This window comes from Nocardia wallacei, assembly GCF_029868745.1.
In the GTDB taxonomy this organism is placed as follows: Bacteria; Actinomycetota; Actinomycetes; order Mycobacteriales; family Mycobacteriaceae; genus Nocardia; species Nocardia wallacei_B.
Map to the genome: position 1 here is coordinate 22,050 of NZ_JARWOP010000174.1, position 26,894 is coordinate 48,943.

Consider the following 26,894-nt stretch of genomic DNA (forward strand, 5'->3'; position numbering starts at 1 on the left):
AAGGAGACCGAACGATGACCACGACGGCCGACGCGTCGCCGCCCCCTATCGTCCTGACCCAGAAGCGGGTCTGGCTCATATTCTCCGCGTTGATCGCGGGCATGTTCCTGGCCAGCCTCGACCAGACCATCGTGGGCACCGCCATGCCGACCATCGTCGGCCAGCTCGGCGGTGTCTCCGAAATGGCTTGGACGGCAACGTCCTACCTGCTCGCCACCACGATCGTGATGCCGATCTACGGCAAGTTCGGCGACCTGTTCGGGCGTCGCTGGCTGTTCCTGTTCGCGATCGGGGTGTTCACCGCGGCGTCGGTCGGTGCGGCGCTGTCCACCGGATTCTGGGAATTCATCGTCTTCCGCGGCTTGCAGGGCGTCGGCGGTGGCGGACTGATGATCCTGGCGCAGGCCATCATCGCCGATGTGGTGCCCGCGAAGGATCGCGGCAAGTACATGGCGCCGATGGGAGCGGTCTTCGGCCTCACCTCGGTCGCCGGTCCGCTGCTCGGCGGGCTGTTCGCCGACCATCTCGGTTGGCAGTGGTGTTTCTGGATCAATGTGCCGGTCGGTCTCGCCGCCATGGCAATCGCCTTCCGCTACTTGAGCATTCCGAGTCATCGCCCGAAGACCAAGCCGGACTACCTCGGTGTCGTGCTGATGTCGTCGGCGACGGCGCTGCTGATCCTGATCACCGACTGGGGCGGCAAGCGGCACGCCTGGGACTCGCCGACGATCCTGTCGATGATCGCCGCGCTGGTGATCGTGGTGGCGGCGTTCATCGCGGTGGAGGCGCGCGCGGAGGAGCCGATGCTGCCGCTGTGGTTGTTCCGCAATCGCAGCTTCGTGCTGACCTCGGCGATCGGCCTGGTGGTCGGCCTGGTGATGTTCGCGGCGCTGGCGTTCCTGCCGACCTACCTCCAGATGGCCACCGGCGCTTCGGCTTCCGTGTCCGGCCTGCTGCTGATCCCGATGATGGTCGGCATGATGGCGACGCTGACCACCTCCATGGCCGCCATCACCCGCACCGGGCGCTACCGGATCTATCCGCCGGTGGGTGCGCTGATCATGGTCGTCGGCATGCTGTGGATGACGCGGCTGAACGCGGACACCTCGATGTGGGTGGTCGGCGCGATGCTGTTCGTGATGGGCGCCGGGCTGGGCCTGATCATGCAGGTCATCGTGCTCGTGGTGCAGAATGCGGTGCAGCCCAATCAGATCGGTACGGCGACCAGCGCCAACAACTACTTCCGGGAGATGGGCGGTGCGATCGGCGTCGCGGTCTTCGGGTCGATCTTCACGCACCGGCTCACCGAGGGACTCACCGACGTGTTCCGCGAGCACTACCAGGAGGCGGCGCAGTCCGGCCTGCAGCCGGGAGCGCTGGTGCCCTCGGCGGTCAAGAACCTGCCGGAGGGCTTGCATGATGCGATCGTCGGCGCCTACGTCGATGCGCTGGTGCCGGGGTTCTGGTATCTGATTCCCGGTGCGGCCCTGGCCTTCCTGCTCGCGCTGTTCATACCGCACCTCACACTGTCCGACGAGGCCGGGATGGTCGCGCGCGGCGAAGCGGTGCTGGAGGAGGACGAGCAGAACAAGGCGCTCACCACTGAGCACTGAGTCGCACCGCATCACACGGGTCGGGCCCGCAGTCCGTCGAGGGCGAGTTCGACCAGCCGTCGCCAGTCGCCGCTGCCGGTGCGCACGGTCGCCGAGATCGCGCCGACCAGAAGGTAGACGTCGGCCGCCGAACAGTCGTCGCGTAATGTGCCCGCCTCGCGGTCCCGGCGGACGATGTCGTCGATGACCGCCTCGAGCCGCGTGCGCGTGGCTCCGCGCGGAGCGCTGCCGGGTGCGCGGCGAGCCGACTCGATGGCCGCGGACAGGCCGTGGTCGCCGGACAGCACCTCGCCGACGTGGTCGAGGTAGCGGACCAGCCCCTGCCCGGCGGGAGCGCGCTCGAGGCACTCGGTGCGGGCGAAGGACTCGATCTCGTCGAAACGCTGCTCGGCGGCCGCATCGATCAGCTCGGCGAGCGTGGGGAAGTGGCGGTAGACGGTACCGATACCGACCCCGGCCGCACGGGCGACCTCCGGCAGCTGCACCTGGGAACCCCGCTCCGCGAACAACATTCGCGCCGTCTCCAGAATGCGATCGCGGTTACGGGCCGCGTCGGCGCGCGGCCTGCGGGGGACTTCCGGTCTTGACACTCGCCCTTCCTCCCGGTCTAGACTTGAAACGGAATAGGATTCCGATTCCGTTTATTTTCATCGAGAGGTTAGCACGCGATGTCTCACGATCGATTCCTCTGCCTGGCCCGCGGCGACACCCGCCCCGGCCGGGTGGCGCTGCCGCCCGCGTTCGCGGTGAAGGCCACAACCGAGGACACCGAAGGGAGGTTCTCGCTGTTGGAGGTGTCCTTGGCGAGGGATATCCCACGGCACACCCACCACGTCGCCGACGAGGCGATCTACGTGCTGGACGGGGAACTCGGCGTCGACTTCGACGATCGGTCGTTCACTGCCGTCGCAGGTACGTTCGTGCTACTGCCGCACGGGATTCCGCACGCGTTGCGGTGTGTATCCGATCCGCCGCCGCGGGTGTTGCAGATCTCGTCGCCGGGCGGATGGGAGTGCTATCTGCAGGATCTGTTCGAGGCGGGGCCCGGGGTGCTGACCGACGGCGTCCTGGATCCGGTGAAGATCAACCCGATCGCCGCTCGCTACGACATCCGGTACGAGGAATAGCCCGAAGGCCCGGCGTGGGCCGGGCCTTCGACGTTGTGCCGGAGCGGTTTTCGCTCAGCGGGGCGCCATGCGGATGGCGCCGTCGAGACGAATGGTTTCGCCGTTGAGCATCGGGTTCTCGACGATGTGGCGGGCGAGGGCGGCGTACTCGGTGGGGTTGCCGAGCCGGGACGGGTGCGGGACCTGGGCGCCGAGGGATTCGATCGCCTCGTCGGGCAGGGTCGCGAACAGCGGGGTGTGGAACAGGCCGGGAGCGATGGTGTTCACGCGGATTTTCAGGCTCGACAGATCCCGCGCGATCGGCAGTGTCATGCCGACGATGCCGCCCTTGGAGGCGGAGTAGGCGGCCTGGCCGATCTGGCCGTCGAACGCGGCGACCGAGGCGGTGTTGATGATGACGCCGCGCTCCTCGCCGACCGGCTCGGTGGCCGAAATACGTTCGGCGGCAAGACGGATGACGTTGAAGGTGCCGATCAGGTTGACGTTGACGACCTTGGTGAAGTCGGCCAGCGGGAAGGCGCCCTTCTTGCTCACGGTCTTGATCGCATTGCCGATGCCGGCGCAGTTCACGGCGATCCGCAGTTCGCCGAGGCCCTGGGCGGCGTCGAGGGCGGCGGTGACCTGCTCCTCGTCGGTGACGTCGGCGGCGGCGAACACCACGCTCTCGCCGAGTTCCTTCGCGATGGCCTCGCCGTCGGAGGACGGCAGGTCGATGATGACCACCTTGGCGCCTTGGCCGTGCAGTTCTCGCACGGTCGCCAGGCCCAGCCCGGAGGCGCCGCCGGTCACCACCGCGACGGCGTTGTTGATCTGCATGAGACCTTCCCTTCTGTCTGCGTCCGCGCCAGATTAACCGGCAGCGCGCCGCTAAGTAAATAGCGATTCGCACCTGTCCGACGTAGATCGCACGTCTGGTAGACCATCGACGGTGCATCAACTGCGCAGGTGTGCGGACAAATATGACAGTCGTCAAGACGCGCGCCGGTGTGCTGATGTTCTGTCGAGTTCGCTTCTCTGTCCGATATCCCTCAACTGAAACATGTTACAGTTTCGGCGGGATCTCGCCAAACGCCGGCTGATTCGGTGGGCTCAGGCGTACAACTCGACGAAGCGCGCGAGCGAACGGTCGATGTCGCCCTTCAGCGCGCGGGCCACCCCCGCGCCGATCGGGCCGAACAGCGGTCGCCCGCCCAGCTCGATGTCGACGGTGACCTCCGACCCGTCGCCCTTCGGCGCCACCCGCAGCTCCAACCCGAACTTGGAGCCGCCCTTCCCGGAACCGCTGAGCACCAGCCGCTTCGGCGGTTCGGCCGTGCGCACGGTCCATCGCACGCGATTGCGCAGACCCTTCACCGACGCGATGCCGACCAGTTCGGTGCCGGGGGTCAGCTCCTCCGGAACACTGCCCCGCCACGCCTCGTGCATGAGCAACCACTGATCCAGCTCGCGCAGATCGGCCGCATGCGCCCACGCCCGATCGGGCGAGATCGGGACGTCGACCGATACCTTCAGATTAGCCACCCGTGCATGCTAACGATTCCGGCCGACCACGGCGTTCGCCCAGGCCACCGGGGCAGACAGAAAACAAAGGGCTACCGAATCGGCGCGGCCGGAATATCCTCGTGAGTAACCGGTCGAAAGTTGTCTCGAGGTCGCCGTGGCGTATCACGATCCACTCTCCACGCAACGCGACCCCGTCTCGGGATACGCGGCGGAGCTGGATGCCGCCGGTTTCCCCGGGGCCGGCGAGATCGGCAGCGGCGGCTTCGGCGTTGTCTACCGGTGTTTTCAACCGGCGCTGGAACGCACGGTGGCGGTCAAGGTGCTCACCGCGGACCTGGAATCGGAGAACTTGGAACGGTTCGTCCGCGAACAGCTGGCGATGGGCAAGGTGTCCGGTCATCCGCACATCGTGAGCGTTTTCGAGGTGGGGTCCACCGCGACGGGGCGGCCGTTCATCGTGATGCAGTATCAGCCGCACGGATCGCTGGACGCGCGGATTCAGGACTACGGGCCGCTCGAATGGCAGAACACGCTGCACGTGGGGGTGAAGATCGCGGGGGCGCTGGAGACCGCGCACCGGCTCGGCATGCTGCACCGGGACGTCAAGCCGGGCAACATCCTGCTCGACGAGTACGGCGAACCGCAACTGGCGGATTTCGGAATCGCCCGGCTCGCAGGCGGTTTCGTGACCACGGCGGGTAGCGTGACCGGCTCGCCCGCCTTCACTGCGCCGGAGGTGTTGCAGGGACACACGCCCGACGCCACCGCCGATGTGTACGGGCTGGCGGCCACCCTGTTCTGTGCCGCCACCGGGCACGCGGTGTTCGAGAGGCGTAGCGGCGAGCAGTTGGTGGCGCAATTCCTGCGCATCACCAAGCAGCCGACGCCTGATCTCGGCGCGGCCGGGCTGCCGCCGGATCTGACCGCGGTCATCGAGCGTTCCATGTCACGCGAGCGTCACGAAAGGCCTTCTACAGCTGAGGAATTCGGTCTCCTGCTGCGAGATGTGCAAGAGCGGCACGGCCTTCCGCCGGACGAACTCCCGATTCCGCTGCCGCCCGCGGAACCCGCGGGGCACCGGTCGGGCACGGTACTCACCGGTTCCGGACGCCGGCACACATCGCAACTGAACACCGCGCGCACGCCCACCCCGCCGGTGGCGGGGGGGGGGGGGGGGGGGGGCGGGGCCCCCGGGGGGGGCTTACCCCCCCCCCCTCCCCCCGGGCCGGCCCCCCCCCGCGGGGGGGGGGGCCCACCACGGCGCCGTCGATCGCGCGGCGCCGCGGCTTCACTCGTCCAGCGCCTACCGGTCGCGGTCCCGCGCCAAACCCGATGGTTCCCACCGTTATGTCTCCTTCAGTCAGCCCCGAAGTACGGCGTGCAGCTCTTGCAGCGAGCGCACCCCGATACCGCCGTTGATCGTTGCCTCGATACCCTGCACGGCCGCGGCCGCACCCTGCACCGTCGTAATACACGGAATGCTCACACCCACCGCTGCGCTGCGGATCTCGTATCCGTCGACGCGCGGCCCCGAATTGCCGTACGGGGTATTGAACACGATGTCGATCTCACCATCCTTGATGTGGTCGACGATCGTCGGCTCGTCCGACGGCCCCGGCTCGGAGTGCTTGCGCACCGGCTCGCACGGAATGCCGTTGCGCCGCAACATCTCCGCCGTGCCGTCCGTGGCGAGGATGCGGAAACCGAGGTCGTGCAGCCGCTTCACCGGGAACACCATCGCCCGCTTGTCGCGGTTGGCGATGGAGACGAACACGGTGCCCGAGACCGGCAGCGACCCGTAGGCCGCGGCCTGGCTCTTGGCGAAGGCGGTGCCGAAGTCGGCGTCGATGCCCATCACCTCGCCGGTGGACTTCATCTCCGGCGACAGCAGGGAGTCGATGCCGGTGCCGTCCGGGCGGCGGAACCGGTGGAACGGCAGCACCGCCTCCTTCACCGCGACCGGCGCGTCCAGCGGCGCGTGGCCGCCGTCGCCCTCGGCGGGCAGCATGCCCTCCTTGCGCAGCTCGGCGATGGTGGCGCCGAGCATGATCCGCGCCGCGGCCTTGGCCAGCGGCACCGCCGTGGCCTTGGAGACGAACGGAACCGTCCGGCTCGCACGGGGATTGGCCTCGAGCACGTACAGCACGTCGTCCTTGAGGGCGTACTGCACGTTGAGCAGGCCGCGCACGCCGATGCCCTTGGCCAGGGCCGTGGTGGAGCGGCGGACAGCCTCGATGTCGCTGCGGCCCAGGGTGATCGGCGGCAGCGCGCACGCCGAGTCGCCGGAGTGGATACCGGCCTCCTCGATGTGCTCCATCACGCCGCCCAGGTAGACCTCGTCGCCGTCGCACAGCGCGTCGACGTCGATCTCGATGGCGTCCTCCAGGAACCGATCGACCAGCACCGGGTGCTCCGGGCTCAGCTCGGTGGCACGGGAGATGTAGCCCTCCAGCGAGGTCTCGTCGTAGACGATCTCCATGCCGCGCCCGCCGAGCACGTAGGACGGGCGGACCAGCACCGGGTAACCGATCCCGGCGGCGATCTCCTTCGCCTGCGCGAAGGTGGTGGCCGTGCCGTACTTCGGCGCGGGCAGCCCGGCCGCGACCAGCACGTCACCGAACTCGCCGCGATCCTCGGCCAGGTCGATGGCCGCCGCGGAGGTGCCGACCACGGGCACGCCGGCGTCGGTCAGCCGCTGTGCCAGGCCGAGCGGCGTCTGGCCGCCCAGCTGCACGATCACGCCCGCGACCGTGCCGGACTCGCGTTCGGCGTGGTACACCTCGAGCACGTCCTCGAAGGTGAGCGGCTCGAAGTAGAGGCGGTCGGCGGTGTCGTAGTCGGTGGAGACGGTCTCCGGGTTGCAGTTGACCATCACCGTCTCGTACCCGGCCTCGGACAGGGTCTGGGCGGCGTGCACGCACGAGTAGTCGAACTCGATGCCCTGGCCGATGCGGTTCGGGCCGGAGCCGAGGATGATCACCTTGTCGCGTTCGGGCTGCGGCGCCACCTCGGACTCCGCCGCCGGGTCCAGCTCGTAGGCGGAGTAGTGGTACGGCGTCTTGGCCTCGAACTCCGCGGCGCAGGTGTCGACGGTCTTGTACACCGGGCGCACGCCGAGGCGGTGGCGCAGCTCCCGGACGCCGGTCTCACCGGCCAGTTCCGGGCGCAGGGCGGCGAGCTGGCGGTCGGACAGCCCGTAGTGCTTCGCCCGGCGCAGCAGCCGCTCGTCGAGGACCGGGGCGGCGAGAATGTCGATGCGCAGATCCACCAGGGCCGCGACCTCGGCGACGAACCACGGGTCGATCCCGGAGGCGGCGGCGACGTCCTCGATGCTCGCGCCCAGCCGCAGCGCCCGCTCGACCTGATAGATACGGCCCTCGGTGGGGGTCCGCAGATCTTCGAGAATCGCCGCGGGATCGGTCCATTCGCCGTCGGGCAGGGTCCAGAAGCCGGTGGCCTTGGTCTCCAGCGAGCGCAGCACCTTGCCCAGCGCCTCGGCGAAGTTGCGGCCCAGGCTCATCGCCTCGCCGACCGACTTCATGGTGGTGGTCAGCGTCGGATCGGCGCCGGGGAACTTCTCGAACGCGAACCGCGGCGCCTTGACGACCACGTAGTCGAGCGTGGGCTCGAAGCAGGCCGGGGTCTCCTTGGTGATGTCGTTGACGATCTCGTCGAGGGTGTAGCCGATGGCCAGCTTGGCGGCGATCTTGGCGATCGGGAAACCGGTCGCCTTGGAGGCCAGCGCCGATGACCGCGACACACGCGGGTTCATCTCGATGACGATCAGGCGGCCGTCGCTCGGGTCGATGGCGAACTGGATGTTGCAGCCGCCGGTGTCGACGCCGACCTCACGCAGAATAGCGATGCCGAGATCGCGCATCTTCTGGTATTCGCGGTCGGTGAGGGTCATCGCGGGCGCGACGGTCATCGAATCGCCGGTGTGCACGCCCATCGGGTCGACGTTCTCGATCGAACAGACCACCACGACATTGTCGCGGCCGTCGCGCATCAGCTCGAGCTCGAATTCCTTCCAGCCCAGGATGGATTCCTCGATGAGCACATTGGCCGTCGGGGACGCGGCGAGGCCGCCGCCGGCGATGCGGTCGAGGTCCGCGTCGTTGTAGGCCATGCCCGAGCCCAGCCCGCCCATGGTGAACGACGGCCGCACCACCACCGGAAAGCCCAGTTCCGCAACGGTTTCGCGGACCTCGTCCATGGTGTAGCAGACCTTGGAGCGCGCGGACTCGCCGCCCACCTTGGCGACGATGTCCTTGAACTTCTGCCGATCCTCACCGCGCTGGATGGCCTCGAAGTCGGCGCCGATCAGTTCCACGCCGTACTTCTCCAGCACCCCGCGCTCGTGCAGCGCGACGGCGGTGTTCAGCGCGGTCTGGCCGCCGAGCGTCGCCAGAATCGCGTCGGGCCGCTCCTTCTCGATGACCTTCTCGACGAATTCCGGCGTGATGGGCTCCACGTAGGTGGAGTCGGCGAACTCCGGGTCGGTCATGATGGTGGCCGGGTTGGAGTTGACCAGCGAGACCCGCAGGCCGTCGGCCCGCAGCACCCGGCACGCCTGGGTGCCCGAGTAGTCGAACTCGCAGGCCTGGCCGATCACGATCGGGCCCGAGCCGATCACCAGGATGTGGCGTAGATCCTCGCGGCGGGGCATCAGGCTCCTTCCATGAGACCGGCGAAACGGTCGAAGAGATAAGCGGCATCATGGGGCCCGGCGGCGGCTTCCGGGTGGTACTGCACGGAGAAGGCGCGGCCGTCCACCAGCCGCACACCCTCGACGGTGCCGTCGTTGGCGCAGGTGTGGCTGACCTCCGCGGCGCCGAACGGAGTGTCGAACCGCTCCCCGGCCTCGCCCTCCAGCGCGAACCCGTGGTTCTGCGCGGTGATGGAGATCTGCCCGGTGGCGTGGTCGACGACCGGCACGTTGATGCCGCGGTGGCCGAATTTCATCTTGTAGGTGCCCAGGCCCAGCGCGCGGCCCAGGATCTGGTTACCGAAGCAGATGCCGAACAACGGAATGCCTTCGCCCAGAACGGCTTTGGTGAGTTCCACGGCACCGTCCTGCGTGGCGGGGTCGCCGGGACCGTTGGACAGGAACACCCCATCCGCCTTCAGGTCCCTGATCCGGTCGAGCGTGACGCTCGACGGCGCCACGTGCACGCGCATCCCGCGCTCGGCGAACATGCGCGGCGTGTTGGTCTTGATCCCGAGGTCGACCGCGACCACGGTGAACCGGTGCTCGCCGGTGGGCTCGATCGTGTAGACGTCGTCGGTGCTGACCTCGCCGGCCAGGTCCGCGCCGAGCATCGAGGGCTGGCCGGTGACACGGCCCAGCAACTCGTCGACCGAGGCGTCGGCGGCCGGGCCGGAGAAGATGCCCGCCTTCATCGAGCCGCGGGTGCGCAGGTGACGGACCAGCGCGCGGGTGTCGATGCCCGCGATGCCGACCACGTTCTGGCGGCGCAGCTCCTCGGGCAGCGTGGTGGTGGCGCGCCAGTTGGACACCCGGCGCGACGGGTCGCGCACGGCGTACCCGGCCACCCAGATCCGCTTCGACTCGTCGTCCTCGTCGTTCCAGCCGGTGTTGCCGATCTGCGGTGCCGTCGCCACCACGATCTGCCGGTGGTAGCTCGGGTCGGTCAGCGTCTCCTGGTACCCCGTCATCGCGGTGCAGAACACCGCCTCGCCCAGCGTCTCGCCCTCGGCGCCGAAGGCCGAGCCGCGGAACACCCGGCCGTCCTCCAGCACCATCACCGCGTTGCTCACGTGTTCTCGTCTCCCGTCATCGTGCCGGTCGCGCCCTTCGTCCAGGCCGGATACACCGTCTTGTCGTCACCGCGGAACCCGGTGTCCACCTCGGTCCCGGTAGGCAGTGTCCAGCGAATTACCAGCACACCATCTTCCGTCATCACCTTGCCCGCGTGCCCGCGTTCGGTGCGAACCGCCGTGACGGATTCCTGCGGAATCCAGATCGCGGCCGCGCCGTCGCGCTCGAGCAGGATGCCCCGCTCGAACCGGGTCAGCTCCGCCGTGGCGCGGAAGCCCAGGTCGCCGACCGTGATCCGCTGGATCCAACTCGGCGCCAGGGTGCTGCCGAGGTAGAGACCCGTCGTGGGCTCCAGCAGTTGCGCCCCGAGGTCGGCGGGCACCGCGGGCAGTTCCCCGATCGAGGACGCCTGCCGCCGCGCCTTCCCCTGCCACGCCCGGTACATCAGCCACAGGCACAGCAGGAACAGCGCCAGAAACGCCAGCACCCACAGCGTTCGCTCCATCTAGGGTCTCCCCACCGCTTTGCCGTCGCGGGCGGTGATCCGGCCGCGCAGGAACGTCGCCGTCACCCGCGCGGGCAGGGTCATCGCCTCGTACGGCGTGTTCTTGGAAATGCTCGCGAGCTCCGTTGCCCGCACCGTCCACGAGGTGTCCGGGTCGACCAGCACCAGGTTTGCCGGTTCGCCGACCGCGAGCGGCCGGCCCTGATCGTCGAGGCCCGCGATCCGCGCGGGATTCTCGCTCAGCACGCGGGCGATGCCGCGCCAGTCCAGCAGGCCGGGCTCGAGCATCGTCTCGACCACGATCGACAGCGCGGTCTCCAGGCCGAGCATGCCGGGCCGGGCCGCGGCGAATTCGCAGCACTTGTCCTGCTCGGCGTGCGGGGCGTGGTCGGTGGCGACACAGTCGATCACGCCGTCGGCCAGCGCCTGCCGCAGCGCGGCCGCGTCGGACGCCTCGCGCAGCGGCGGATTCACCCGGTTCACCGCGTCGTAGGTCTCCAGTCGGGAGTCGTCCAGCAGCAGATGATGCGGGGTGACCTCGGCGGTGATCGAAATGCCTTGGCCCTTGGCCCATTTCAGCAACTCGACGGTGCCCGCGGTGGAGGCGTGGCAGATGTGCACGCGCGCGCCGGCGTCGCGGGCCAGCAGCGCGTCGCGGGCCACGATCGACTCCTCCGCGGCGCGCGGCCAGCCGGCCAGGCCGAGCCGGGCGGCGGTCGGGCCCTCGTGCGCCACCGCGCCGTCGGTCAGCCGCGGCTCCTCCGCGTGCTGGGCGATGAGCACGCCCAGGGAGTTGGCGTATTCCAGGGCGCGGCGCATGATCAGCGGGTCGTAGACGCAGTGGCCGTCGTCGGAGAAGATCCGGACGCCGGCCGCCCCCGCGGCCATGGTGCCCATCTCGGCCAGTTGCTTGCCGCGCAGGCCGACCGTGACCGCGCCGACCGGATACACGTCGACCAGGCCGATCTCCTGTCCGCGCCGCCACACGTGATCGGTGACCACGACGCTGTCGGCGACCGGGCTGGTGTTGGCCATCGCGAATACGGCGGTGTAGCCGCCCAACGCGGCGGCGGCGGATCCGGACTCGATGGTCTCGGTGTCCTCGCGGCCGGGCTCGCGCAGATGCGTGTGCAGGTCCACGAAGCCCGGCAGCAGGAACTGGCCGGTGCCGTCGATGGTCTCGGCGTCGACCACGCCCAGATCCGTCCCGATCTCCCGGATCTCGCCGTCGGCCAGCAGCACGTCCACCGGATCGCCCGCACCGTAGAGGCGCACGTTCTTGATCAGCACGTCGCTCCCGCTCACGCCACCGCCTCCCCTGCTCCGATCAGCAGGCGGAACAGCACCGCCATCCGCATATGCACTCCGTTGGTAACCTGTTGCAGCACAGCGGCTTTCGGTGAGTCCGCCACCGATGCCGCGATTTCCATGCCGCGCAGCATCGGTCCCGGGTGCAACACCACCGCATGGTCGTCGAGCAGTGCCATCCGCCGCTCGTTCAGTCCGTAGTTGATCGAGTACTCGCGTGCCGAGGGGAAGAATCCGCCGTTCATCCGTTCCGCCTGCACGCGAAGCATCATCACCGCGTCCGCGCCGGGCAGTTCGGCGTCCAGCGCATGCGAGACCCGTACCGGCCACCCGTCCACGCCGACGGGTAGCAGCGTGCGCGGCGCAACCAGCACCACGTCGGCACCGAGGATGCTCAGCAGGAACGCGTTCGAACGCGCGACCCGGCTGTGCAGGATGTCGCCCACGATCACGACACGCTTACCCTCCAGGGTACCGAGCCGCTGCCGCAGGGTCAGCGCATCCAGCAACGCCTGTGTGGGATGTTCGTGCATGCCGTCCCCGGCGTTGACCACCGCGGGCCCGGGACCGGCGAAACCGCCTGCGCCCGCGTTCATCTCACCGAACCAGCGGGCGATCTGATGGGCCGCGCCGGAGGCCGGGTGCCGCACGATCAGCGCGTCGGCGCCCGCGGCGTGCAGGGTGAGCGCGGTGTCGCGCAGCGATTCGCCCTTGGACACCGACGAACTCGACGCGCTCACGTTGATCACGTCGGCGCTCATCCACTTCCCCGCCACCTCGAACGACACCCGGGTGCGGGTGGAGTTCTCGAAGAAGACCGTCATCACGGTGCGCCCGCGCAGCGTCGGCAGCTTGCGCACCTCGCGGCCGAGCAGCGCCTGCTCGAAACGCTGGGCGTCGTCCAGCAGTTCGGTGGCCGCGGCCCGGTCCAGGTCGGTGACCGACAGCAGATGCCTCACTGCCCCGCCCCCTGATGCAGGTACACGCCGTCGTGGCCGTCGTGTTCGGTCAACAGCACGGAGATGTCCTCACTGCGGGAGGTGGGCACGTTCTTCCCGACGTAGTCGGCACGGATGGGCAGTTCGCGATGGCCGCGGTCGATCAGCACCGCCAGCTGCACCGCGCGCGGGCGGCCGAGATCGCGCAGGCCGTCGAGGGCCGATCGCACGCTGCGGCCGGAGAACAGGACGTCGTCGACGAGCACCACCAGCGTGTCCTCGATGCCGCCCTCGGGCACCGAGGTGCGCTCCAGTGGCCGGTGCGGCCGGTTGCGCAGGTCGTCGCGATAAAGGGTGATGTCCAGCGAACCCAGCGCCGGGCGCACGCCGGAGAATTCCTCGATCCGGTCGGTGAGCCGCGCGGCGAGAGTGGTTCCGCGAGTGGGGATTCCGATCAGCACCACCCGTGGCACATCGGGGTCCGCGGAGTCGAGGGCGGTCTTCTCGATGATCTGGTGGGCCATGCGCGCGATGGTCCGGCCCACATCCCGCGCCGACAGCAGCTCGCGCCCGGCGCGAACCCATTCGGGATCGTGCCGCTGCGAATACTCGGCAGCGTTCGACCTGGCCGCGCTGTCTTCGGGCACAGGCATGCCGACCTCCTTCCCCGCCTCGCAGGACGGTCCGTTAAAGGATGTCTTTCGAGCAGTGAGCCTAGCAGCGCACCCGCAAACGCCGGTCATCGGGGGTGCCGCTGTGAGCGCCACCACCTGCGCAGATGCCCGCGCATGGCGGTTCGCTCCACGCGCGGGAGTGGCGGCGGCGCGTCCGGCGAACACGGGGACAATCGTTCATACGGTGTATATCGGAACTGGAACCTGTGTCATGCTCGTGAGGTGAGCAACGATGCCGACTTCACCGAACCGCGCCGCCTCACCTTCCGCGGTGAGGGCGGAATCCGGCTGGCGGGCGACAGCTGGGGCCCGGACGACGGCCCCCTCGCGGTGTTCCTGCACGGCGGCGGGCAGACCCGCCACTCCTGGAAGGACTCCGGCGCGGCGCTGGCGAAGGTCGGGCTGCGCGCGGTGCTGCTGGACGCGCGCGGGCACGGCGAGAGCGACTGGGCGCCCGACGGCGACTACTCCCGCGAGGCCATGACGGCCGACCTGCTCGGCATCCTCGCCGAACTCGGCCGGCCCGCGATTCTGGTGGGCGCCAGCATGGGCGGGCTGACCAGCCTGCTGGCCACCGCCCGGCCGGGCAGCGAACGGATCGCCGGGCTGGTCCTGGTGGACGTGGTGCCGCGCCCGGAACACAAAGGGGTGGAACGGGTTCTGAAGTTCCTGAGCGGACACCCCGAGGGCTTCGCGACCCTCGACGAGGCGGCCGACGCCGTGGCCGAGTACCTGCCGCACCGCACCCGCCCGCGCACCACCGACGGCCTGCGCCGCAATCTCCGGCAGCGCGCGGACGGCCGCTGGTACTGGCACTGGGATCCGGCGATGATGTCCGGCCGCGGCGAGGACATCGAACTGCACACCTCGGTGCTCGAGGACGCGGCCCGGCAGCTGACGATGCCCGTGCTGCTGGTGCGCGGACGGCTCTCGGATGTGGTCAGCGAGCAAGGAGTGGCCGAGTTCCGGCGCCTGGTCCCGCATCTCGAGTACGTCGAGATCCGCGGCGCCGCCCATACCGCCGCCAGCGACGTGAACGATCAATTCACCGACGCCGTCGTCGATTTCGTGCGTGCCCACCAGCCCGGCGGCACCTGACCGCGGCGAATTCGGCTGCGCCGCACCGTGATTACTGCCGATAGGTGGCGAGGAAGCGGCCGATGCGCTCGATGATCGCCTCGAGTTCGTCGGCGTGCGGGAGCGTCACGATCCGGAAGTGGTCCGGGCGCGCCCAGCTGAATCCGGTGCCCTGCACGATGTGCAGCTTCTCCTGCAGCAGCAGGTCCAGCACGAAACGCTCGTCGTCGTGGATCGGATACATGTCGAGGTCGATGCGGGGGAAGGCGTAGAGCGCGCCCTTGGGCCGCACGCACGACACACCGGGAATGCTGTTGAGCGCCTCCCACGCGCGGTCGCGCTGCTCGCGCAGCCGGCCGCCGGGCAGAGTCAGGTCGTAGATGCTCTGATGGCCGCCCAGCGCCGCCTGAATCGCCTGTTGCGCAGGCACATTCGCGCACAGCCGGAGACCGGCGAGCATGGTCAGTCCCTCCAGATAGCTCTGCGCGTGCTGGGTCGGGCCCGAGACCACCAGCCAGCCGGAGCGAAATCCCGCGCAGCGGTAGGTCTTCGACAGGCCGGAGAACGTCAGGCACAGCAGGTCGGGCGCGAGCGCGGCGGTGGATACGTGCTCGAGGTCGTCGTACAGGACCTTGTCGTAGATCTCGTCGGAGAACACCACCAGGTGATGGCGGCGGGCGACCTCGAGCACCTGCCGCAGCACCTCGGGCGGGTACACCGCGCCGGTGGGATTGTTCGGGTTGATGACGACGATCGCGCGGGTGCGGTCGGTGATCTTCGCCTCGATGTCGGCGATGTCCGGGTACCAGTCCGCGGACTCGTCGCACACGTAGTGCACGGGGCGACCGCCGTTGAGAGTCGTCGCGGCGGTCCACAGCGGGAAATCCGGTGCGGGAACGAGGACTTCGTCTCCGGTCTCGAGGAGCGCCGTCATGGCCATCATGATCAGCTCGGAGACGCCGTTGCCGAGGAACACCTCCTCGACATCGACATCGGCCACGCCGAGGGTCTGGTAGTACTGCACCACCGCGCGCCGCGCCGACAGCAGACCCTTGGACGTGCAGTAGCCGCTGGACGCCGGCAGGTTGCGGACGATGTCCTGCAGGATCTCCGCGGGCGCCTCGAAACCGAACAGCAACGGGTTGCCGGTATTGAGCTTCACCACGTGGTGCCCCTCGGCCTCCAGCCGCGCCGCCTGCTCGGCCACCGGTCCGCGGATTTCGTACGAGACCCCCGACAGCTTGCTCGACTGCTTGACCTGCATGAACATCCCTTCTCGCAACGACTTCCGCACACTCTACTTGGAATCTCCAAGTATGCACTTGGTTTTTCCAAGCAGATGGCTAGAGTGGGATCGTGCCACGCCGAAGCTACGACCACTACTGCGCCGCGAGCCGAGCCCTGGATGTGGTGGGCGATCGCTGGAGCCTGCTGGTGGTCCGGGAACTGTGCCCGGGTCCGCGCCGCTACAGCGACCTGTTCGCCGATCTGCCCGGGATCAGCACCGATGTCCTCGCCGCCCGGCTCAAGGACCTCGAACGCGACGGCATTCTGACCCGCCAGCGCGTCGGACCGCGCGCGACGACCGCGGTCTACGAACTGACGCCCGCCGGTGCGGCGCTGCGGCCGGTGCTGGAGGCGCTGTCGGACTGGGGCACCGGGCTGCTCGGCGCACGCCGTCCCACCGACGCCGTGCGCGCGCACTGGTTCGCGCTGCCGATCGGCCGTGCCGTCGCCCAGCGCCTCACCGCCGGTACCGTCACCGTGCACATCGGCGAGACCGTGTTCCATCTCGTCGTCGACGACACCGGGATCACGCACCGCGACGGACCGGCCGCCGCACCCGATCTGGAATTGCGCCTGGACCTGGCGACCGCCACCGCCGTCGCCACGGGGTCGCGGTCGCTGGCGGAGGCGGCGCCGGAGGTCTCGTGGCCGTGAGTCACCGCGCGGGCGGCGCGATCGGGATCAGTCGCCGATCGCGTCGGTGCGCGTGTCCGGCCAGCTCACCGGCGAGGGACCGAACATGTTGTGCGCGTTGGTGATCACGCTGCGGGCCAGCGCGCGATTGCCGGTCGCGCCGATCACCGCGCCGAGTCCGACGGGCAGCGTCTTGCCGAACAGAAGCACACCGCGCTTGGCGATGAACTGCACGATGAAGCGCCGCGCCAGGGAGTTGTCGATGGAACGCACCACCGGCAGCTTGTCGGCGACCGCGCTCGCCCAGTCCTTGGCCGACTCACCGGCGCGCTTGCCCAGCAGTTCCGCGCCGCTCTCCCCGACGACGACTCCCACGACCAGCGCGCGCCGCTGCCGCGGCGACATCGACTCGAGGCCGTACAGCGCGCCCGTCGACAACGCGTAGAACGCCGAGGCCTCCAGGAAGAACGCCGATTCGACACCGCTGACCGCCAAGCCGATCAGCGTGCCGACGCCGGGGACCACGGCGCTGAGGCCCGCCGCCGTGCCGCTGGCCGTCACCAGCAGCAGGTAGCGCGACTCGAGGCCGCGCGCCAGATCTTCGGGCGAACGGCTCGGGTCACGGCGGCGCAGCCGTTCCACGTACCGCGTCGCCAGTGGCGCCTGCACTCCGGTACCACCGCGGAGCACCAGTTCGACCGATTTCTGTAACGCGCGCTCGAACATCCGGGAAACCCCTCTCGTCGGCTGGCCCGAGGATACGAGGAAGGGATACCCCGTATCGTGCACCGACACGGGTTCGCGGCACTCGGGGCCGGTTCGGGTACCGATGGCCCAGCTGCGGCAGGAGCCCCCGGGCTACCGGGGTGCCTCGGACTTAGGCTCGGCGGCAAGGTGTTTCGTGACGCTCGAGATGGCGGTGAGCACCGGTGGGCAGGAATCCAGCGCGGGAACGAAGGCGTCGAATCCGTGTTCCCCGTCGGGCACGTCGATCACCTCGACAGCCGCACCGGCCGCGGCGGCGCGGGCCTGGAAGCGGTCCACGGTGGCCTGGAATTCGGGTCGTTCCCGGCCGACGCGGGTGAGCACGATCGGACGACCGGGACGCACCAGGTCGCACGGCGCGGGGGTGTTCGACCCCGGATTCTGGTCTGCCAGCACGGGATACGTCAGCGCCACGCAGCGCAGCCACGGCGGCGATTCGGCCAGCCAGCCGCCGGTGAGCATGCCGCCGCCGGAGAAGGCCCAGATCGCCAGCCGGTCCCGGTCGGAGGCGGGCGCCTCGCGGATTCGATGCACCACGCCCTCGAGCCAGTGGGCGGTGGCCGTGAAGTCGGCGTTCGGCGGCCAGACCGTGCCCGGCGGCCACCCGTCGAGACCCTGATACCGCACGCCCACGACCGCCGCCGCCACTCCCGATCCGGCCATCAGGGTGGCATACCCGGCGAACAGCGGCGATTCCCGCGGCTGCATCCCGGCCGGCGCGGGCCCGTGCACGAGCACCACCGTCGGCAACGGTCCTGTCGCGGTCCCCGGTCGATAGAGATCGAACTCATCCTGCCGCCGCACCTCGACGGCCGCTGCTTCTGCCATGCCCTCAGTCTGCCTCGAGCCCCCTGGCCTCGAACCCCCGATGCCACAAGCAGTTTCGGCGTCCGAGTCGTCAGCAGCCGCGAACGTCGTGCGCCTACGGGCTGCCGCACCCGCACCGCTGCCCCCGCCCGCCGTCCGGCGGTGCTGGCCGACCAACCGGTGGCTCCGCCGGTCGGGCGGCACGGCCGGTCGCTCGGCACCGCCAGTCGGTGAGCGCCACCAGTTGGTCGCACTGGCGGTCGGCCAGCACCGCCGGTCGTGCAGCGCGGCCGGTCGTGCAGCGCGGCCGGTCGGGAACCGCAATGCGTCGGTACTCCGCTTTGGGAGCGGACGGTGGTGGGGGGCCGGTCGCGCCTAGGTCATTGGCGGGGAGGCGAATTTGTCGGCGACTTCGCGGGCGCGGCGGGCGGATTCGCGGGCGTGGTCGGCGATGTGGGTGGCCTCGGCGGCGTCTTCGGGGTAGCGGGCGGCGATGTCGTCGTACAGGCGGGCTGTCTCGTCCTCGGCGGTGGCGAGTTTGCGGGCCGCCGCGGCCAGGTCTTGCCGCAAGGCGTGCGGCCACTCCGGCGGTGTGCCGGTGGTGTGCGGGGTGGTCATATGGTCCATGCGGCGGCGGCTGTCGTCGACGGCACGCTCGATTTCGTTCTGTTCCCGTACTTCCCGGGCCGCGACGCGGTTCAGCGACACTTCGCCCCGGTCCAGGCGGGCGGCGCTGGTGGCCAGCTGGGCGCGAGCGCGGTCGATCAGCTCACGGCTCCGCGTGTCCGGGGGTTCCGCGGACCAGCCGACATTGTGGGCGCGCTCGTCCAGGGACTGCTGCCGGGCGTCCAACCGCTGTTCGCGCGCGTCGGCGGCGTCCTCGCGCAGGTTCGCGGTCTCCTCGCGGGCGTCCGCCGCGAACTCGCGCCGGTCGGCCAGCTCGTCGCGACGGTCGGCGTCGGCCTGCCGGCAGTCCGCTGTCTCCTCGCGGGCCGCCGCCTCGGCCTCACGCTCGCCCACCGCGGCCTCGCGCTCGGCGAGCGCGTGTTCCCAGCCTTCGAACCGCCGCGCGGGCCGGGAGGTGTTCTCGGCGGGCGAGTCGCTCTGGCTCGGCTCGGCCGATCCCGAGGGAGGCCGGTGCTGTTCAGCTGCCACACCTCAATCGTCCTCCCTCGCACGGCCGGGCGCATCGAACAACCAGCTGCCGACCGGTCGGTTGGTACCGGCAGGCCCCGGGCTAGACGACTTTGGCGTCGATCAGCAGAGTCCAGATCTCGCCCTGATCGACGACCTCGACACCGAGTTTCTCCGCCTTGGTCAGCTTGCTTTCGCCGACTCCCGCGCCGGTGATCAGCATGTCGGTGCTCGCCGAGACAGAGGACGCCGCCGTCGCGCCCGCCTTCTCGCACAGGCGCTGGAACGTCGGGCGGGCGACCTTCTCACCCGAGCGCGGGTCGCTGATCGCGCCCGTGATCACTACCGTCTTACCCGCGAGCGGCGCACCGGCCGCGACGACCGGCGGCAGGTCCTCCTCGCGCACGTCCAGGGAGACGCCCGCCTCGCGCAACCGCCGCAGTTCGGGGCGCAGGCGCGTGAGATGTTCGACCAGGGACGCGGCCACCTTCGGGCCGATGTCCTCCACGGCCACCAGCCGTTCCTCGCCCGCGTCGGCCACCTCCTCGAGCGAGCCGAATCCCGCGCGGGCCAGGCGGGCGGCGGTGCCGTCGGAGGCCATCGGAATCGCCAGGCCGATCAGCGCGCGGCGCAGGCCCACTCCGCGGCTGCCATCGATCGATTCGATCATGCGGGCGGCCGAGATTTCGCCGATGCGGTCGAACTCGAGCAGACGCTCCTTGGTCAGCGTGTAGAAGTCCGAAGGGCGTTCCAGTAGACCCGCCTCGGCCAGGCGTTCGATCCACACCTGCCCGATGGCGTCGATATCCGCTGCCGCCCGCGACGCCCAGTGGATCAGTCTCCGCACCGTCTGGGCGGGACAGGAAACGTTGGTACAGAACAACTCTCGACTGTTGCCCTGCTCGGTGACCGGCTGCGCGCACGACGGGCAGGCGGTGGGCGGCACGATCTCGCGCTCCTCGCCGGTGCGACGGGAGGCGTCGAGCACTCCGGCCACGAACGGGATGACATCGCCCGCGCGGCGCACCAGCACGGTGTCACCGATCTTGATGTCGCGGGCCCGGATCACTTCCTGGTTGGCCAGCGTGGCCCTCGTGACCGTCGTGCCGCCCACGAACACCGGCTCGAGCCAGGCGACCGGGACGACCTTGCCCGTCTTGCCCACATCCCAGACCACGTCGGCCAGCAATGTGGTCTTCTCCTCGGCGGCGAACTTGAACGCCAGCGCGCCGCGCGGCGAGTTCGACCGGGTCCCCGCCGCGGCGTAGGCATCGCGGTCGGCCAGTCGCAGTACCGCGCCGTCGAGGTCGTAGTCCAGCGCGTTGCGCCCCTGCTCGATCGCGGTGATCGCCGCCTGGGCCTGTTCGGCGTCGGCGCAGTGCCGCATCTGCGCACCGGCGATCCCCAGCGCCGCCAGCCCCTCCTCGAGATCGACCGCGGCGCTCCCGGCCGAGGTGTCGAGGTCGAAGCCGAAGAACCGCAGTCGCCGTTCGGCGACCGTGGCCGGGTCCTTCGCCCGCAGCGTGCCGGCCGCGGCGTTGCGCGGGTTGATCAGCGGCTTGTCCGGATGAGCGGTGTTGTAGGCGGCGAAGGTCGATCGCAGCATCACCGCCTCGCCCCGCACCTCCACCCGCGCCGGGACGTCGATCCGCTCGGGCACACCGTCGACCAGCGCGCGGACCAGCATGGTCACGTCGTCGCCGGTGGTGCCGTCGCCGCGGGTCACCGCCCGCGTCAGCCGCCCGTCCTCGTAGACCAGGGCCAGGGACAATCCGTCGAGCTTAGGCATCACGACCACCGACTGGCCGGGAAAGCGGTCGAAGAACGCCGCGACCTGCTCCGGCTTGGTCGCCTTCTCCAGCGACAACATCGGGCGCGAGTGCCGGATCGGGGCGTGCAGCACCGCCGGCGCGCCGACCTGCTCCAGCGGATTCGGGTCCGGCGCCAGCTCCGGGTGCGACTCGATCAGGCCGCGCAGCTCGTCCTCGATGGCGTCGTACTCGGCGTCGGCCACCAGCGGCGAGCCCTGATAGTAGGCCTCGCGCAGCGCCACGATGCGGTCCGCGAGTTCCTCGATACGTTCCCCAGCTTCCACAGCCGTTGACGCTACCGAAACCCACTGACATCCAGCACAAACGGCACTCCGCGGAGCGTCGATCCGCGCATCCGCGGGCCGGTTCTCCTGTCACTTTCAGCATATAGCGGGCAGGGGGGCTTGCGGCAAGGCACCGGTGGTGCCCCAGAATGGCCCGGCCGGAAGCCCTGACCTGCGAAAATGGGAGTTGCGAAAGTGCGTGTGCTGTTGACGACGTGGGGGTCGCGCGGGGACGTCGAACCGCTGGCGGGGCTCGCGGTGGCGTTGCGGGAACTGGGCGCGGAGGCGCGGGTGTGCGCGCCGCCGGACGAGGAGTTCGCGAGCTTGCTCGAGCGGGCCGGTGTGCCGTTGGTGCCACTAGGCCCGCCGGTGCATTCGATCGTCGCCAACCCGGCGCCGCCGACGGCGCAGGACGCGTTCCGGCTCGCTCCCGCCCTGGTCGCGGCCCGGTTCGAGACGCTCACCGTGGCGGCCGAGGGCTGTGACGCGCTGCTGGTGACCGGCCTGATGCCGGCGGGTGCCCGGGACGTCGCCGAGAAACTCGGCATCCACTACGTGCTCGCGTGCTTCCACCTGCTCGGGTTGCCGTCACGGGATTTCCCGCCGGGGCGACGCCCGGGCACGCCGTCCCCGCAGGACGAGACCGACAATCGCGTGCTGTGGGAACAGGACGCCCAGCGGGTGAACGCCCTGTACGGCGAGGCGCTCAACAGCCACCGGGCGGAGATCGGCCTGCCGCCGGTCGACAACGTCCGCGACCACGTTCTCACCGACCGGCCCTGGCTCGCGGCGGATGCGACGCTGTGCCCGTCGCAGGGCCGGACGGACCTCGATGTCGTGCAGACCGGGGCCTGGATCCTGCCCGACGATCGGCCGCTCCCGGACGAGCTGACCGCGTTCCTGGACGCGGGCGCGCCACCGGTGTACGTGGGGTTCGGCAGCATGGCGGCGTATGTCCCGAAGGACATCGCCCGGGTGGCGATCGAGGCGGTCCGCGCCCAGGGTCGCCGCGTCGTCCTCGCCCGCGGCTGGGCCGACCTCGCTCCGGTCGACGATGCCGACGACTGCTTCGCCGTCGGCGAGGTCAACCAGCAGGCGCTGTTCGGCAGGATGGCCGCCGTCAGGCATCCCGGCGGCGCGGGCCCCCCCCGGGCGGCGGCGCGCGCCGGCGCGCCCCAGGTGGTCGTACCCCGGATCGCGGACCAGCCGTCCTGGGCCGCACGCGTCGCGGAGCTGGGAATCGGTGCGGCACACCACAACTCGGCACCGACCGTCGAATCCCTGTCCGCCGCACTCGGCACGGCACTCACCCCCGAAACCCGAACGCGGGCCCGGACCGTGGCGGAAACGGTCCGGACCGACGGGGCATCGGTAGCCGCCGAATTGCTCCTCGAGGAAGCCGCCCGCAACCGCCGCGCTTGAACATATGTTCGATAGTACGTAGATTCGAACGCATGTCTACACCGCTGCAGGGTTCGCTACTGGACGGATTCGGGGAGACCGACCTCGGGTCGCTGCACGGGCTGCGTCGCACGATGCTGGGTCAGGGAGCCTGGGTCGATGTGCTGCCGGGCTGGCTGCGCGGGGCCGACGAGCTGTTCCAGGCACTCGTTACCCGGGTGCCCTGGCGGGCCGACCGGCGCCAGATGTACGACCGGGTGGTGGACGTCCCGCGGCTGCTGCGCTTCTACGGCGAGTCCGAGACGCTGCCCGACCCGGTCCTGGACCGCGCCCGCGACGCGCTGAGCGCCCACTACCTCGGCGAACTCGGCGAGCCGTTCCGCACCGCGGGGCTGTGCTACTACCGCGACGGCGACGACAGCGTCGCCTGGCACGGCGATACGTCCGGGCGCGGCGCGACACACGACACGATGGTGGCCATCGTGTCGGTCGGCGCGGCGCGAGCGCTGCAGCTGCGCCCGCGCGGAGGCGGCGCGAGCGTGCGCTACCAGCTCGGCCACGGCGATCTCATCGTGATGGGCGGGTCCTGCCAGCGCACGTGGGAGCATGCGGTACCCAAGACCCGGCGCCCGGTGGGGCCGCGCATCAGCATCCAATTCCGGCCGCGCGGCGTGCGGTAGCCACCCGGAGTTCAACTGGCGTCCGCCGCGGCGCAAGGGATCGATAAGTGTATCCGTCGGACCAGCCCGATACATTGGCTTCATGAATACTGTTGGGGCGGGAATCCTCTCGGTGATGCCGCTGCACACGATCTCCGATGTGCACGGGGAGGTCGGGCTGCGCCGGCGCATGGAACTCGAGACCGAGAAACTGCCGGAGCCCGAACGGGTTACGGCGGCCCTGCGCCTGGCCTCGGACCTGCACCGGGACGACCGATACGGCCGCGAGCCCTACGTCAGTCACCTGCTGCGCGTGGCGATTCGCATCGTCAGTCACTACGAGGTCCGCGACACCGACGTGGTGATTGCCGGCCTGCTGCACGACGCGGTCGAGGACCACGGGCGCGAATTGGCCGGCGCCCGAACGGGTTCGGTGCCCGACGCCGCGCTCACCGCGATCGCCGAGGATTTCGGCGCCCGGGTGGCGACGCTGGTCGCCGCCGTCACCAACCCGCCGTTCGATCCGGCGATGGACCGGCACACGCAATACCGCGAGCACGTCTCCAGCAGTCTGGCCCGCAATCCCTGGGCGCGGGTGGTGAAGATTTCCGACTTCACCGACAACGGCGTCGGCATCCTGTACGCCACCGGTCCCGTCATGCACAAGCTGGCCACCAAGTACCGCCCGCTGACCGCGGTCTACCGCGAGCTGGTGACGCGCGCCGACACGCCCCTGGCCGACCACGTGAAGGACCACATTCTCGACCAGCTGGACCGCGCCGACGAGAGATTCGACGCCATCCTCGACCGCGGCTGACCGCGCCCGGCTCGGGTCAGGGGTGGTCGCGGCGCAGCACGAAGAAGTACGGGTCGGTCATGCCGCGAAGATCCATCACGCCCAGCAGGGTCTCGTCGTCGACCAGGCGGAAGACGTCGATGATCGGCAGGTCGTCGTAGATCATCGCGGCGCTGACCTTGCCGCGGAACTCCAGGTCGCGCAGGCGGGCGCGCGGCGTCGGCGTACGCAGCACCGGACGCAGCACGGGCAGTAGCCGGCGCACCGCGCGGATTCCGGCCAGGGGCACCCGGCCTACCAGCCCCAGCGGGACCCGGCGCGGGTCGACCGGGAACAGCGCACCCGCCGCGGTCGCGAACACCAACGGCTGCACATCGTCGGGGCCGTCGAATTGCTTTCCGTACCAACCGGATTCGACCAGAGCACCCGCCCACGGATGCCCGGTGTCCAGTTCGTCCCCCCGCCAGCGACCGGTCGTGACCTCGTCCACTCGGACCGTCGGCAGGCTGTCGTACAGCTCCCAGGCCTGTCCGGGCGTGCAGCCGCCCCGGCTCAGCTCGCGCAACCGCACCGCGGGCGTGTCGACGTCTGCCATCCCGTCCTCCTCGACCTCGAGAGCAATAGATGCTTCCGGCCTCACACTATCTCAGGCCGCTCGGGCGGAGCGCCGTGACCGAGGCCACGTCCGGAACCACTGGACCTCGAGTGCGCTCGAGGGACCAGCATTACCGGCACGAGCGGTCGATCCGCTCGGCAACCCGGGCTCCGAGGTCCGGGCGCGCGCCCCCGCCGGCCCACGTACACCCACGGCGGGGGCGCACTCGTCTTCGGCTCACCCTCGCGCTCCGCGACTAGGCTGGCCGTGTGCAGACCAGCCTTCTCCCGCACGTGGCCGCCGCCAACGACCTCACCCGCCGCTGGTGCGACGCGGCGGGCACCGGTGATTTCGTGCTCTCCGGATGTGGCGTGTGGCCGCTACTCGGCGTGCTGGCGACGGCGGCGAACGAGCCGGCCCGCGCGGAACTGGCCGCGGCCGTGGGACTTTCGGCCGAGGACGCACAGGAATCGGCACTCCGGCTGCTCGCGGAACTGACCGCGGCGGAGACCGTCTCGGGTGCGCTCGGGGTCTGGGTTCGCCAGGATGTCGAATTGCGGGAGCAGTGGGCGCGGTCGCTACCCGAGGGCGTCGTCGGCAAGCTCACCGGGCAATCGGCGCTCGATGCCTGGGCCGACCGGCACACCGGCGGGCTGATCGACCGGTTCCCGCTCTCGATCAATGCCGATACGCTGCTCGTTCTCGCCACCGCGATCGTCGCTCGCACGTCGTGGCTGCAGCCGTTCCACGACGATGTGCTGGAACCGGCGACCGGACCATGGCGGGGGCACCGCGGTCCGGGGCTGTCCCGATACTCGCGCGAACTCGGCGACGTCGTCCTGCTCGACGCGACCGAACCGGTGACGCGCGTCGTGGTGCGCGGGATCCGAGACCTGGACGTGCACCTGCTGCTGGGCGAGGGCACACCCGGGGAGATTCTGGGCGCCGGGCTCGGTGCGCTGGACGGGTCGGTGGCGGTGCGGACCCACCTACCGGTCGGCACCTCGGGGCCGGGCCTGACGGTGCGGGAAACCCGCGCGGTGGCGGATACGCTGCGAATTCAGGTGCCGCCGTTCCTGATCCGTTCCGGTCACAATCTGCTCGCACGGAGCGAGCTGTTCGGACTGGGCGCCGCGTCCGACAGAAGCCAGGACCGCTTTCCGGCCATCTCCGACACGCCGCTCTACCTCGCGGACGCCGCGCAGGACGCGCTCGCCAGGTTCACCCGCGAGGGATTCGAGGCCGCCGCCGTGACCGCTGTCGCCCTGGCCCGGGCCGCCGCCGCGCCACGCCCGCGCCGCGTTCTCGAGATCACGGCGACCTTCGACCGGCCGTTCGGGTTCCTCGCGGTGCATCGGCCGACCGGACTGGTGATCGTCGCGGGATGGGTCGCGCAGCCGCCGCTGTGACGACCGGGATCGCTCAGCCGGTGATATTCCATTCGTAGACGGTCAGCTCGGATGCGCCCGTCGTGTGAATGGGGTCGGTGTGGACCAATTCCCGTGCCGCATCGAGACTTTCGGCGAGGAGCACATAGGCGCCACCCGAGCCGTCGGTGAAGCCGCCGCTGCAGTCCAGCTGCCCGGCGGCACGGAGTCCGGCCAGCCAGTCGCGGTGCGGGTCCGCGACGGCGTCGTCCCAGCGGGCGGTGCGCATGGCCAGTACGAGGTACTTGCGCACTAGGCGTCGCCGTCCGGCCGGGACCGGGTCGCCGCCGCGGCGGCGCGGACCTGCGGCGCCACCTGGACCACCTGCCCGAGCACGCCGTTGACGAAGCTCGGCGAATCGTCGGTGGACAGTTCCTTGGCGAGTTCCACGGCCTCGTCCACGGCCACCACCGGCGGCACATCGGTGGCGTGGAACAACTCCCACACCGCCACTCGCAGGATGGCGCGGTCCACGGCGGGCAGCCGTTCCAGCGTCCAGTCCTGCAGGTAGGACTCGATGGTGCCGTCCACCCGGTCGAGATCATCGGCGACGCCCTCGACCAAGGTGCCCGTGTACGGGTTCACCGGTGCGACCGACTCGTCGCCCACGGCCAGCTGCGCGCGCTCGGCGAGCAGATCGGCCGGGTCGATGTCGCGGGCCTCGGCCTCGAACAGCAGGTCCACCGCCCGGCGGCGAGCCTTGTGCCGGGCGCCCAGCTTCTTGTACGAGGACTTCCGGTCTCCGGCCTGATCGGTCACAGTCACCAG

General features: G+C 70.1%; 25 protein-coding genes and 1 pseudogene. 9 read left to right on the top strand and 17 right to left on the bottom strand.

Features of this window, described 5'->3' with window-relative positions:
- Nucleotides 1-14: 14 nt before the first annotated feature.
- The gene (locus QH470_RS14430) at nucleotides 15-1,613 is read left to right on the top strand and encodes an MDR family MFS transporter (RefSeq protein ID WP_280272859.1); all 1,599 of its coding nucleotides are present in this window, start codon (nucleotides 15-17) and stop codon (nucleotides 1,611-1,613) included.
- 11 nt (nucleotides 1,614-1,624) lie between these two features.
- Here QH470_RS14430 and QH470_RS14435 read toward each other — a convergent pair whose 3' ends face one another.
- Complete coding sequence (locus tag QH470_RS14435; protein WP_280272860.1) at nucleotides 1,625-2,203, bottom strand: TetR/AcrR family transcriptional regulator; 579 nt, start codon at nucleotides 2,201-2,203, stop codon at nucleotides 1,625-1,627.
- A gap of 78 nt (nucleotides 2,204-2,281) precedes the next feature.
- Between QH470_RS14435 and QH470_RS14440 the strand changes: the two genes are divergently transcribed.
- The gene (locus QH470_RS14440; protein ID WP_280272861.1) at nucleotides 2,282-2,740 is read left to right on the top strand and encodes a cupin domain-containing protein; all 459 of its coding nucleotides are present in this window, start codon (nucleotides 2,282-2,284) and stop codon (nucleotides 2,738-2,740) included.
- Between the two features lie 54 nt (nucleotides 2,741-2,794).
- Here the strand turns inward: QH470_RS14440 and QH470_RS14445 are convergent, their stop codons facing one another.
- Complete coding sequence (locus tag QH470_RS14445) at nucleotides 2,795-3,556, bottom strand: 3-hydroxyacyl-CoA dehydrogenase (protein WP_280272862.1); 762 nt, start codon at nucleotides 3,554-3,556, stop codon at nucleotides 2,795-2,797.
- Between the two features lie 273 nt (nucleotides 3,557-3,829).
- Nucleotides 3,830-4,261: a type II toxin-antitoxin system Rv0910 family toxin gene (locus QH470_RS14450; protein ID WP_280272863.1), complete on the bottom strand. Its 432-nt coding sequence runs from the start codon at nucleotides 4,259-4,261 to the stop codon at nucleotides 3,830-3,832.
- Between the two features lie 136 nt (nucleotides 4,262-4,397).
- Between QH470_RS14450 and QH470_RS14455 the strand changes: the two are divergent.
- Nucleotides 4,398-5,405: pseudogene (locus tag QH470_RS14455) on the top strand (serine/threonine-protein kinase); the annotation flags it as partial.
- 198 nt (nucleotides 5,406-5,603) lie between these two features.
- Here the strand turns inward: QH470_RS14455 and carB are convergent.
- The 6 genes from carB to pyrR are packed head-to-tail and all read right to left on the bottom strand — an operon-like array spanning nucleotide 5,604 to nucleotide 13,429.
- Complete coding sequence (gene carB, locus QH470_RS14460; protein WP_280272864.1) at nucleotides 5,604-8,912, bottom strand: carbamoyl-phosphate synthase large subunit; 3,309 nt, start codon at nucleotides 8,910-8,912, stop codon at nucleotides 5,604-5,606.
- The gene (gene carA / locus QH470_RS14465) at nucleotides 8,912-10,009 is read right to left on the bottom strand and encodes a glutamine-hydrolyzing carbamoyl-phosphate synthase small subunit (RefSeq protein WP_280272905.1); all 1,098 of its coding nucleotides are present in this window, start codon (nucleotides 10,007-10,009) and stop codon (nucleotides 8,912-8,914) included. The genes carB and carA overlap by 1 nt, the downstream gene beginning before the upstream one ends.
- Nucleotides 10,010-10,020: 11 nt before the next feature.
- Nucleotides 10,021-10,530 carry a PH-like domain-containing protein gene (locus tag QH470_RS14470; protein WP_280272865.1) on the bottom strand — a complete coding sequence of 170 codons (510 nt, stop codon included), beginning with the start codon at nucleotides 10,528-10,530 and terminating at the stop codon, nucleotides 10,021-10,023.
- Nucleotides 10,531-11,835, bottom strand: a complete 1,305-nt coding sequence (locus tag QH470_RS14475; protein WP_280272866.1) for a dihydroorotase — start codon at nucleotides 11,833-11,835, stop codon at nucleotides 10,531-10,533.
- The gene (locus QH470_RS14480; protein WP_280272867.1) at nucleotides 11,832-12,797 is read right to left on the bottom strand and encodes an aspartate carbamoyltransferase catalytic subunit; all 966 of its coding nucleotides are present in this window, start codon (nucleotides 12,795-12,797) and stop codon (nucleotides 11,832-11,834) included. The genes QH470_RS14475 and QH470_RS14480 overlap by 4 nt, the downstream gene beginning before the upstream one ends.
- Entirely contained in the window at nucleotides 12,794-13,429 is a 636-nt protein-coding gene (pyrR, locus tag QH470_RS14485; protein ID WP_280272868.1) for a bifunctional pyr operon transcriptional regulator/uracil phosphoribosyltransferase PyrR, read from the bottom strand. Before pyrR ends, QH470_RS14480 begins: the two co-directional genes overlap by 4 nt.
- Before the next feature lie 243 nt (nucleotides 13,430-13,672).
- On the opposite strand from pyrR, the gene QH470_RS14490 reads away from it, so the two are divergent.
- The gene (locus QH470_RS14490; RefSeq protein ID WP_280272869.1) at nucleotides 13,673-14,548 is read left to right on the top strand and encodes an alpha/beta fold hydrolase; all 876 of its coding nucleotides are present in this window, start codon (nucleotides 13,673-13,675) and stop codon (nucleotides 14,546-14,548) included.
- Nucleotides 14,549-14,579: 31 nt separating this feature from the next.
- On the opposite strand, the gene QH470_RS14495 is transcribed toward QH470_RS14490, so the two are convergent.
- Nucleotides 14,580-15,791 (bottom strand): pyridoxal phosphate-dependent aminotransferase, encoded by a 1,212-nt coding sequence (locus QH470_RS14495; protein WP_280272870.1) that lies wholly within the window; start codon nucleotides 15,789-15,791, stop codon nucleotides 14,580-14,582.
- A 92-nt stretch (nucleotides 15,792-15,883) separates the two neighbouring features.
- On the opposite strand from QH470_RS14495, the gene QH470_RS14500 reads away from it, so the two are divergent.
- Nucleotides 15,884-16,468 carry a winged helix-turn-helix transcriptional regulator gene (locus QH470_RS14500; RefSeq protein ID WP_280272871.1) on the top strand — a complete coding sequence of 195 codons (585 nt, stop codon included), beginning with the start codon at nucleotides 15,884-15,886 and terminating at the stop codon, nucleotides 16,466-16,468.
- A 27-nt stretch (nucleotides 16,469-16,495) separates the two neighbouring features.
- Here the strand turns inward: QH470_RS14500 and QH470_RS14505 are convergent, their stop codons facing one another.
- From QH470_RS14505 to ligA, 4 genes are all read right to left on the bottom strand, one after another.
- Nucleotides 16,496-17,173, bottom strand: a complete 678-nt coding sequence (locus QH470_RS14505; protein ID WP_280272872.1) for a hypothetical protein — start codon at nucleotides 17,171-17,173, stop codon at nucleotides 16,496-16,498.
- Between the two features lie 132 nt (nucleotides 17,174-17,305).
- Nucleotides 17,306-18,040 carry an alpha/beta hydrolase family protein gene (locus QH470_RS14510; RefSeq protein WP_280272873.1) on the bottom strand — a complete coding sequence of 245 codons (735 nt, stop codon included), beginning with the start codon at nucleotides 18,038-18,040 and terminating at the stop codon, nucleotides 17,306-17,308.
- Nucleotides 18,041-18,394: 354 nt separating this feature from the next.
- Entirely contained in the window at nucleotides 18,395-19,174 is a 780-nt protein-coding gene (locus tag QH470_RS14515; protein WP_280272874.1) for a hypothetical protein, read from the bottom strand.
- Nucleotides 19,175-19,256: 82 nt separating this feature from the next.
- Nucleotides 19,257-21,248 carry an NAD-dependent DNA ligase LigA gene (gene ligA, locus QH470_RS14520; RefSeq protein ID WP_280272875.1) on the bottom strand — a complete coding sequence of 664 codons (1,992 nt, stop codon included), beginning with the start codon at nucleotides 21,246-21,248 and terminating at the stop codon, nucleotides 19,257-19,259.
- Between the two features lie 195 nt (nucleotides 21,249-21,443).
- Between ligA and QH470_RS14525 the strand changes: the two genes are divergently transcribed.
- The 3 genes from QH470_RS14525 to QH470_RS14535 all read left to right on the top strand — a co-directional run bounded on the left by QH470_RS14525 (nucleotide 21,444) and on the right by QH470_RS14535 (nucleotide 24,125).
- Nucleotides 21,444-22,670, top strand: coding sequence for a glycosyltransferase (locus tag QH470_RS14525; protein WP_280272876.1), 1,227 nt, complete (start codon nucleotides 21,444-21,446; stop codon nucleotides 22,668-22,670).
- Nucleotides 22,671-22,702: 32 nt separating this feature from the next.
- Nucleotides 22,703-23,329: an alpha-ketoglutarate-dependent dioxygenase AlkB gene (locus tag QH470_RS14530; RefSeq protein ID WP_280272877.1), complete on the top strand. Its 627-nt coding sequence runs from the start codon at nucleotides 22,703-22,705 to the stop codon at nucleotides 23,327-23,329.
- A gap of 82 nt (nucleotides 23,330-23,411) precedes the next feature.
- Nucleotides 23,412-24,125 (top strand): HD domain-containing protein, encoded by a 714-nt coding sequence (locus QH470_RS14535; RefSeq protein WP_280272878.1) that lies wholly within the window; start codon nucleotides 23,412-23,414, stop codon nucleotides 24,123-24,125.
- A 16-nt stretch (nucleotides 24,126-24,141) separates the two neighbouring features.
- On the opposite strand, the gene QH470_RS14540 is transcribed toward QH470_RS14535, so the two are convergent.
- Nucleotides 24,142-24,699, bottom strand: a complete 558-nt coding sequence (locus QH470_RS14540; RefSeq protein ID WP_280272879.1) for a DUF4334 domain-containing protein — start codon at nucleotides 24,697-24,699, stop codon at nucleotides 24,142-24,144.
- A 269-nt stretch (nucleotides 24,700-24,968) separates the two neighbouring features.
- Between QH470_RS14540 and QH470_RS14545 the strand changes: the two genes are divergently transcribed.
- Entirely contained in the window at nucleotides 24,969-26,108 is a 1,140-nt protein-coding gene (locus QH470_RS14545) for a serpin family protein (RefSeq protein WP_280272880.1), read from the top strand.
- A 13-nt stretch (nucleotides 26,109-26,121) separates the two neighbouring features.
- Here the strand turns inward: QH470_RS14545 and QH470_RS14550 are convergent, their stop codons facing one another.
- A complete protein-coding gene (locus tag QH470_RS14550; RefSeq protein WP_280272881.1) occupies nucleotides 26,122-26,379 on the bottom strand; it encodes a YciI family protein in 258 nt (85 codons plus the stop codon).
- Nucleotides 26,379-26,885: a transcription antitermination factor NusB gene (gene nusB, locus QH470_RS14555; RefSeq protein WP_280272882.1), complete on the bottom strand. Its 507-nt coding sequence runs from the start codon at nucleotides 26,883-26,885 to the stop codon at nucleotides 26,379-26,381. Before nusB ends, QH470_RS14550 begins: the two co-directional genes overlap by 1 nt.
- Between the last annotated feature and the right edge of the window lie 9 nt (nucleotides 26,886-26,894).

Coding starts and splice junctions, on each gene's coding strand:
- QH470_RS14530 (WP_280272877.1), top strand. CDS start 22,703: ATGTCTACACCGCTGCAGGGTTCGCTACTGGACGGATTCGGGGAGACC.
- QH470_RS14430 (WP_280272859.1), top strand. CDS start 15: ATGACCACGACGGCCGACGCGTCGCCGCCCCCTATCGTCCTGACCCAG.
- QH470_RS14505 (WP_280272872.1), bottom strand. CDS start 17,173: ATGTTCGAGCGCGCGTTACAGAAATCGGTCGAACTGGTGCTCCGCGGT.
- QH470_RS14495 (WP_280272870.1), bottom strand. CDS start 15,791: ATGCAGGTCAAGCAGTCGAGCAAGCTGTCGGGGGTCTCGTACGAAATC.
- QH470_RS14445 (WP_280272862.1), bottom strand. CDS start 3,556: ATGCAGATCAACAACGCCGTCGCGGTGGTGACCGGCGGCGCCTCCGGG.
- QH470_RS14440 (WP_280272861.1), top strand. CDS start 2,282: ATGTCTCACGATCGATTCCTCTGCCTGGCCCGCGGCGACACCCGCCCC.
- pyrR (WP_280272868.1), bottom strand. CDS start 13,429: ATGCCTGTGCCCGAAGACAGCGCGGCCAGGTCGAACGCTGCCGAGTAT.
- QH470_RS14535 (WP_280272878.1), top strand. CDS start 23,412: ATGAATACTGTTGGGGCGGGAATCCTCTCGGTGATGCCGCTGCACACG.
- QH470_RS14540 (WP_280272879.1), bottom strand. CDS start 24,699: ATGGCAGACGTCGACACGCCCGCGGTGCGGTTGCGCGAGCTGAGCCGG.
- carB (WP_280272864.1), bottom strand. CDS start 8,912: ATGCCCCGCCGCGAGGATCTACGCCACATCCTGGTGATCGGCTCGGGC.
- carA (WP_280272905.1), bottom strand. CDS start 10,009: ATGGTGCTGGAGGACGGCCGGGTGTTCCGCGGCTCGGCCTTCGGCGCC.
- QH470_RS14510 (WP_280272873.1), bottom strand. CDS start 18,040: ATGGCAGAAGCAGCGGCCGTCGAGGTGCGGCGGCAGGATGAGTTCGAT.
- QH470_RS14470 (WP_280272865.1), bottom strand. CDS start 10,530: ATGGAGCGAACGCTGTGGGTGCTGGCGTTTCTGGCGCTGTTCCTGCTG.